At 57.9% G+C, this 7,998-nt stretch carries 5 protein-coding genes; 4 read left to right on the forward strand and 1 reads right to left on the reverse strand.

Annotation, left to right across the window (positions count from 1 at the left end; translation table 11 throughout):
• The first annotated feature begins 88 nt into the window (after positions 1–88).
• The 4 genes from CS062_RS03580 (at position 89) to CS062_RS25715 (ending at position 6,159) form a co-directional block, all read left to right on the forward strand.
• On the forward strand, positions 89–643 hold the full coding sequence (locus CS062_RS03580) for a GNAT family N-acetyltransferase (protein ID WP_099860080.1): 555 nt from the start codon (positions 89–91) through the stop codon (positions 641–643).
• 124 nt (positions 644–767) lie between these two features.
• Positions 768–2,732 (forward strand): site-specific DNA-methyltransferase, encoded by a 1,965-nt coding sequence (locus tag CS062_RS03585; protein ID WP_099860081.1) that lies wholly within the window; start codon positions 768–770, stop codon positions 2,730–2,732.
• Positions 2,716–5,094 carry a DEAD/DEAH box helicase family protein gene (locus tag CS062_RS03590; protein ID WP_099860082.1) on the forward strand — a complete coding sequence of 793 codons (2,379 nt, stop codon included), beginning with the start codon at positions 2,716–2,718 and terminating at the stop codon, positions 5,092–5,094. Before CS062_RS03585 ends, CS062_RS03590 begins: the two co-directional genes overlap by 17 nt.
• A gap of 78 nt (positions 5,095–5,172) precedes the next feature.
• Positions 5,173–6,159 (forward strand): hypothetical protein, encoded by a 987-nt coding sequence (locus CS062_RS25715; RefSeq protein WP_158238654.1) that lies wholly within the window; start codon positions 5,173–5,175, stop codon positions 6,157–6,159.
• 128 nt (positions 6,160–6,287) lie between these two features.
• On the opposite strand, the gene CS062_RS03595 is transcribed toward CS062_RS25715, so the two are convergent.
• Positions 6,288–7,265 carry an ArdC family protein gene (locus tag CS062_RS03595; RefSeq protein WP_158238655.1) on the reverse strand — a complete coding sequence of 326 codons (978 nt, stop codon included), beginning with the start codon at positions 7,263–7,265 and terminating at the stop codon, positions 6,288–6,290.
• Positions 7,266–7,998: the final 733 nt, after the last annotated feature.

The following is a 7,998-nucleotide window of genomic DNA, read 5'->3' on the forward strand; positions in this document are numbered from 1 at the left end:
CTGCTTAGGGGCGACTTGCTGTGCAACTGGTTTGAGTTGGCTCGACGTCACTAGACGATAGATTGGGTAGGTCATCCCGGAAAACCCAATGAAAAGTCTTCTCGAAAATCTGCGTGCCAAGTTCTTTGGCACGGCTCCCACCTTGCATGTCGATATCCGGGCGGCTCGTCCGGACGATGCACAGTTCATTTTTGAGCTGTCCATGCAGCAGGTCCTGAAGGGGCACCTCAACACGGACTACCTGCTTCCCGCAGCTCAGAAAGGGTTTGCCGCTCAGGTCGGAGCCGCAATTGGCGACGCTCCTGTGCCGATGCCCGGCGAGCGGAACGGAGCAGGGGCACGTGTGGCAGTGATGACCATCGCTGAAGAGCCGGTGGGCTTCGCGTGGTTCCTAGAGGAGCGGCCCGGTTCCTGGGACGCCGATGTCGAACTGCACTTGGTCGCTCTTGAAGAGCAGTTCCACGGGCGGGGGCTTGGTCGCTTGCTCGTTGAGAAGACCCTGGCCAGCGTGAACTCCAAACGGATCTATGCCCGCTGCAAGCCCGCGTCCAGTCGGATGCTTGCTCTCCTCAAGGCTCGGGGCTTTGCCGAGAAGGGGCCGAGAACGCCTTCAGGGACCGTCACGGTGGAGCAACGCCGATAGCCACACTGGCGTTCGCTAGAACAGGTCGGTAGGCGTTCATGCTGACACTGAGGTGCAAGTCCTCCGCTACGATGCTCGGTTGTGCGTCGCGGGATGCGACGCAGCACTGCAGGACCGAGGGAGCATGGACTACGAACAACTATCGAAGGCAGCACTGATCAGGCTGCTTCAAGAGAACGATGCTGCCAAGAAGGCTGAGGGCGAAGATGGCATCGTCATCAGCTACACAGGTCGCACAGCCCCCTGGCAGATCGTTCGTGCGGTCAAGCCGAAGCTTCGCAATATCCTGAAGAAGTATTCCGTTGGTGCAGAGGCCCACCAAGCCTGCAACGAGCTGTGGGATGGTGAGAATTTGTCCACCATGGTCACGCTTTATAAGCACCGAGGGCAGGTCGACTTGATCGTTACGGATCCTCCATATAACACCGGCGAGGATTTCCGCTACAACGACAAATGGGATAAAGATCCCAACGACCCGGACCTGGGCGAGCTTGTGCCAAAGGATGATGGTTCGCGGCATAGCAAGTGGTTGAAGTTCATGACCCCGCGTCTTTGGATGATGCGGGAAATGCTCAAACCGGGCGGCGTCATCGCGATCTGCATTGACCATCGAGAGCTGTATCGGCTCGGCATGCTCATGGATGAAATTTTCCATGAATCTAATCGGCTTGCCATTATTAATTGGCAGAAGACGACTCCTAAAAGCCAAAGTCAGCACGTTTCCGTTACTACCGAATACGTGTTGGTTTATTCCAAGCAGCTTGCTCGAACTTCGACGGGCACTGTTGAACGGTCAGCACTTGCAGATGCTCGATTCGGGAATATCGATAATGATCCTTTGAGTGAATGGAAGCAAGACAATCTAACCGGTAAAGGGGCGAGTAAAGCGGCGAACTATGCAATCCAGTCACCGTTTACCGGTGAGTTCTGCGATCCGGGAGAACGGCATTGGGCAAACAAGCGTGCCCAAGTCAAGGCCTGGGCGGAAGAGTGGGATGTGGTCTACGAAGACGTGGACATCGGTGATGGACGGGGTAACGCCCTTGCGTTGCTTGGCTGGAAAGCTGCGAAGACCGAGGCTGCTCGCAACAAGGTCATCGCTACAGCTAAGAAACGAGCCATGGCAAGGCTTGCCAAAGGGGCGTGGCCGATCCTCTACTGGGGTGTCGATGGATTGCAGAGGCCAATGAAGAAGGTCTACAAGAGCCTCGTCAAGCAGGGGGCCGTCCCACAGTCCTTCTGGATCTCTGATGAGGAAGGACCGCCCGAACGACTTGATGCAGTTTCCTGGCTTCGCAACATGAGCGGTCGCTCTCGTGATGGCGTGGAAGAGCTCGACGCCATCGTGGGCAAGGGGCATGCGTTCGAGACCGTCAAGCCGCTCAAGCTCATCAAGAAGATCATCCAAATTTGGTGTCGTCCGGGTGGGCTCGTGCTTGATCCGTTTGCAGGATCGGGCACGACAGGGCACGCGGTGCTGGAGCTCAATCACGAGACCGACGCCGATCGGCGATTCATCCTCATCGAGCAAGGCAACGCCGAGAACGGTGATCACTACGCCAAGTCGCTTACTGCCGACCGGCTCAAGCGAGTCATCAACGGCAACTGGCACGCAGAGCAGCGAGATCCCATCGACGGAGGATTCCGTTTTATCGAGCTCAAGCGAGAGCAAGTCGACGGGGCTGCGGTCACTGCCTTGGCTCGTGAGGAGATGATCGATCTGCTGCTGACCGGCTACTGGGATCGAAGCGACAAGGCAAAGGCCTCGCTCCATCGCTTCGCTGCAGGGAGCCACAAGCATCTGTTTGCGGTCAACCAACGCAACGAAGGCTTCTTCCTTGTTTGGGAAGGACCTGACAAGCCTTCGAAGCTCAACCGCGAGGCGTTCATCCAAATCGCGAAGGAGGCGAAGGAAGCCAATCTTGCGACCCGGTATCACGTCTATGCATCGCTTGCGACCTATGCAGGTGATGGCATCGAGTTCTACAAGATCCCGGAGTCGGTGCTAGAGCACATTGGCTTCAGTCAACGATCAGACGCCTACAACAACGACACGGCGGAGGGGGAAGAAGATGGGGCTCAGCCTTAAGAAGTTTCAGACGATCGCAGCGAACACCATCGCCAATCGCTACTCGTTCTACGCACATCATCCAGAGCGACCGCACAAAGGTCCTAAGCCCCAGCCCTTCTTCCAACTTCTGTCTGCGATTACAGGGGCAGGCAAGACCGCTATCTTGGCTGAGGCCATCTCGCAAATGCGTGGTTCGGTTGACTCTGAGCCCATCGTGTTCTGGATGTCCAAGGCCAAGTCGGTGGTGGCTCAGACCTTCTCCAACTTCACTGAAGGTGGCAAATACGCCCACATCATTGAAGGCTACAAGGTCATCACGATCCCTCAGCTCACTCCGCATCTGATCTCGGACGGGAGCTCCCCCTTGTTGATCGTTGCGACGACCGGCCTTTTCAACCAGGAAGGGCAGGAGGAGGGCGGTCTAAACATCTACAAGAAGGATCAGGACAAGTTCGGTGAGAAGTCGGCCTGGGAGCGGCTCATCGAGAGAAGCGATGGCTCCAAGAGACGACCGCTGTTTGTCGTCTACGACGAGGGGCACAACTTCTCTGAGCAGCAGGCGAAGCTGCTCAAGCAGCTTGAACCCGATGCGTATCTCGTCGCGTCAGCTACCTTGAAACTACCCGAGTCCTTCGAACGCGACGTTGTTCGAAAGGTGCAAGGCTGGTTTGATGAGTGCTCCGATGCGTCCCTCCCGCAGCTTGGTGCACTCGATGCCATCGACAGTTCGGGCCGTACGCAGTTTGCGATGTTTGCAAGCACAAGCGTTGCCAGCAAGGAAGTCGTTGAAGAGGAGCTGATCAAAAAGGCGATCCAGTTCGATGGCACCATCGCTCCGATGGAGCAATCAGTCGATGCTCTGATCGATCGGTTCCGTTCGATCGAGGCAGAGATCAAGAATCAAGGGCTCTTCTTTAAGCCCAAGGCCATCTACGTTTCTAAGACCAACATGGTTGGCAACGACGCGGATGACCACACGAGGAATTTTGAGAAGCGTCAGGCTGCTCCCATCCGCATCTGGCGACATCTGGTGGACCATTGCAAGATCGATCCAGCAACCATCGCGGTTTATGCAAACCTGAAGTTCTCCGATGACAACAAGCCAGATGCGTTCAACCTTTTCTCGAAGGGCGAGAACGATTTCGAGGCGTTCTCCGAGGGCAACTATCAGCACATCATCTTCAACCAGGCTCTTCAAGAGGGCTGGGATGATCCTGCTTGCTACCTCGCCTACATCGACAAGAGCATGGGCTCGACGACTCAGGTAGAGCAGATCATTGGGCGAGTGCTTCGGCAGTTCAACGTCAAGCACTACGACAACGCCAACCTTAACTCCGCCCACTTCTTTTTGCGGGTGGACGATGAGAATGTCTTCACGACAGCGATCAAAGACGTCAAGCGTAGGCTCGCTGAGCAGGGCTCTCCGATCGAGATCGTCGAGAACTTCGGCGGTAGCAAGGCGGCCAGCATCGAGATCAATCCTCGCGACGATCAGGTTGTTGAGCTGCACAAGGTGATGGTCCTTTCTGACCAAGCGGAAGAGGCTATCGAAGAGATCATCCAGTCCTTTCCGCATTTCGATGAGGGCAGCCTCAACGCGATTGCTGAAGCGAAATCAGGCCAGCTCAAGGTCCATCTTGACGACCTGACGGCGGAGCTCGAAGACGCCCTTTGGACAGTCAAGGGCCACACCAATCCGGTTCGACTCCGATGGCTTCTAAGCACCGCGATTCGTGCTCGATCTGCTCAAGCTCTTGCTGCTACGAACACGCAGGATCCGCGTTTCGATGTGCTGGTGCAGATGCGTAGCATCGCCAACATCGAAGCAGAGAAGCGGGCGAAGGACATCGTCGCCGCTTACTTCCAACACTCCGAGCTGGTTTATGAAAGCCACGGAGCCAACTTCAAGTTTGGCTCGATGCGTGTTCCCGTCAGTGCTCAGGCCTACAAGAACGGCCTCTACGAGCGATACGGGAAGATGAACAACTTCGAAGAGGGGTTCGTTGATGAGCTCGATGCCACAGGCCATGTGTGGCACCGCAACCCGAGTGCGGGTGGGTTCCACATCCCACTGTTGTCCGAAGGGGAGACGGGAGCGTTCTACCCGGATTTCATCGTCTGGAAGGGTGGCTTGGTCTACTGCCTTGACACCAAAGGCAAGCACCTGTTGACTGACGCGATTGCTCGCAAGCTCTTCGACATCAGCGATGGCGAGAAGACCAAGCTCCATGTCCGGTTCATCTCGGAAGGGCATCAGTCGGTGATCGGTGGAAAAGCCGTTGCTGGTGGCTACACGGTGTGGAAGTTGAAGCAAGGCACGCCTACACCGATTCCAGTAAAGACCATGGCACAGGCCGCTAAGGAGTGCCTGAAGCCCTGAGGTCGATTCATACGCGGGGAAGCGATGGGATGCAACGCATGGAACCATCCTCCTGGCTGTTCATGCGGCTGGGGTGGTGTGAACTACGGTGGAGGAGGGGCAGTTGCATCAGCGATCGCAAATCTGCGAGCACCGCCGATCAACCACTGGCGGCAGGCCGAGAGCTTCACCATTCCCAACGCACGCTGCCCCGTGTGCTTCGCCTCGGTCTTCTTCTACCGCTCGCCTGAAGGAGGCCGTGTCTTCTTCGATGAGCTCGGACCTCCCTGGCCCAAGCATCCGTGCACCGATCAATCGAGCTTGTCGTTCCTCAGTGGCGGAAAACGACCTCGATCCCCCAAGGTCAAAGCTGAACCGGGTTGGACACCGCTCTACTGGGCATCGGTGAAGCGGCACGCATCGGTCGCGGGTGTTGTCGAGATCGTCTTCTCCAACGGCCCTTGGGCCGATCGCATGTGTCTTGCCGTCGCCAGATTCGATTGGATCGATCTGCAGACGCCGTGTCTCGGGAAGTTGATGCCCGGCGATGTGCTGCAGATCTCGACGCTTCGCAAGGGCTCGCAAGGCGAGCTTGAGCTACGGCTCAAAGCGGTGATATCCGCCGAGCTTTTGCCCAAGCCCTACGCCGACCTGGTGCGGGCCTCCTCGGAGATCCAAAGCCCCGCCGAACAAAGTCAGCGGCTGATGCCACCCAGCCAGTGGGATCGGTCCAGGAAGAAGGGCCGCACCCCCATCAAGCTCCAGCCAACAGGCGTTGTGTCGGTCATCAAATCCGACAAGCCTCGACGAGCTCCAAAGGTGCAAATTTCCGGCCGCAAACGGCCTGAGGTGAAGGCACCGCCGCCGATGAAGCGGCCCGTGCTGAGCGTGCCGACCAAAGCGACGCTTGAGCCTGCTTCAAAGCCTTCAGAACATCACCAGCCGACGCGGGTCACGCTACCTGCCGAGGAGCCGCTGAGTGCTCATTCGTTGTCACAGCTTCGGGCAAGCGGGGCCTCTGCCGCAGAGGTCCACCATCAGCGGCTGCTGCACAAGATCAAGCTCGCGAAGGCTCGCAAGAAGTAGCGACCGCACAGGCAAAAGAAAACCCGCGTGAGCGGGTTTGAACGATCGTCTAAAAGATCGGCCTGTTGGGAGGATAAACAGGCGGGAGCGGTGAAGCTCCTGAGCCCATTCTAGGTCCGACCCGCTCCTCACATGGCAAGGGACAACTCGCATGCCGGGGTTCCTTGCGAGAGGGTTGGAGCCGGGGCCAGGGCGAGCAGGTAGGTCGCCATCGCCTCGGCCTCTTTAGCCGCCGAAACCGCCGCCATCGGCTGGTCCTTGATCCGAGCGATCCAGCTTTGCAGGTAGGCCGCGTGGTCGTTCAGATGAGCCTGTACTGCTTCAGGGCTGGTGCAAAGACCGGCTTCTGACGCAAGGATCGCTGAGCACATCTCCGCCCGCAGTTCCTCCATCGCGTAGGCCTCATCGCCAAAGCGTTCACCGAGGGCGTGACGGCGGTTGAGCCGCTTCTCATGCATGGTCGCGTGAGCCGCCTCGTGAAGGGCTGTCGCGTAGTAGTCGTAGACACTGTTGAACTGCCCCTGATGTGGGAGATGGATGATGTCGTGTGAGGGCACATAGAACGCTCGGTCGCCGCCATGGGTGATTCGAAGACGAGTCTTTTCACGCAAGGCCGTAAGCACCGCATCGGCTCTCTCGGCCACCTCCACGACGCTCGGGGTTGGAGCGGCCTGCAAAGGTGGAAGCCCTTCGATCTGCGAGCCGTTGAAGACGAAGTAGTGCTTGAGCATGAAGGGCTTGCGATCGGTCGTAGGCCGGTCCTCTTCAAGGCTCGGGTCCTCCACCTCCTTGGTGGGCAGGCCGATGGCCTTGATGATCAAGGTTCCCTTGGCACCTTTGTGCACACCCCAGCCCCGCGACATGGCTTGCTGGAAGGTCATCCAACGGTTGTCGACCAGGCCGTCGGAGGTCATGCCGCCCTGCAGGCCCAAGAGCACGCGGTTGATGCCCCGGTAAGGCTGGCCCGTGGTGGGGTTCATTGGACGCATCGATGCGTGTGATTTCCAAGGCTGTTGCCATGGGGTCAACTGATGCTCAAGGGCTTCGATGAGGCGGCTTGCGACCGCGTGAATGGCGTTGATTCTCTTGGTGTCGTGAACTGTCATAGTTTTTCTCCTGTGTTGTGGGTGATGTCCTTTCTGATGGGGTAAATCCATCGAGTGGGGTGGTCAGTGAAGCTTGCGGTTGCGAAGGTTGGATCGGAACCTCTCCAGGGCCTCCAACCGGTCGCGTTCAAGTGGAAGAGGCCGTGATCTGTAGCGGGCTACCGGTTGATTTCCATCCAAATCTGACCCGCCTGGAGCGTCGGGACTCGGGCTTTCCTGCGGCTCTTCCTGTGGTGGCTTGGAGGGCTTTGTCAGTCCCAACCCTTCATTCCCCTTCGCCGTCCATTCCTCTTCGGAGTAGGGCGGAGGTTTGACCGTGGGCGGCTTGCTCTTCTTCTTCCAACGGTCCCACCAAGCTATGAAGCCATCCAGGTGCGATAGGCGTTGTGGCGGTTGGTCCCTATCGAACTCGGCTTGGGCAAACGCATCGATGGGATCGGTGGTGGCTTCGTCAGACTTCGGAGGAACCTTTGCCGTGGCAGCACGTGCGAGCTCCTCGACGCTGTGAGAGGAGGAACCGAGCCCGCCTTGTGGCACTGGTTCAACAGCCAGTTCACGCGTTTTCCTGGACTGTCCCTGGTCGGGTAGACATCTTGTCCCTATCCTTGGACTGTCCCTGGTCGGGTAGACATCCTGTCCCTATCCTTTGAGCATAGGAGGGCAGTCATGGGTGCACCGAGGTTTACCCCGGAATTCAAGGAAGAAGCAGTCAAGCAGGTCACCGAGCGAGGGT

The sequence above is a fragment of the Roseateles chitinivorans genome, from assembly GCF_002761755.1.
GTDB classification, from domain to species: Bacteria; Pseudomonadota; Gammaproteobacteria; order Burkholderiales; family Burkholderiaceae_C; genus Roseateles; species Roseateles chitinivorans.

Bases quoted from the DNA above. Each gene is read 5' to 3' on its own strand.
- CS062_RS03585 (WP_099860081.1), top strand. From the start codon at position 768: ATGGACTACGAACAACTATCGAAGGCAGCACTGATCAGGCTGCTTCAA.
- CS062_RS03590 (WP_099860082.1), top strand. From the start codon at position 2,716: ATGGGGCTCAGCCTTAAGAAGTTTCAGACGATCGCAGCGAACACCATC.
- CS062_RS03595 (WP_158238655.1), bottom strand. From the start codon at position 7,265: ATGACAGTTCACGACACCAAGAGAATCAACGCCATTCACGCGGTCGCA.
- CS062_RS03580 (WP_099860080.1), top strand. From the start codon at position 89: ATGAAAAGTCTTCTCGAAAATCTGCGTGCCAAGTTCTTTGGCACGGCT.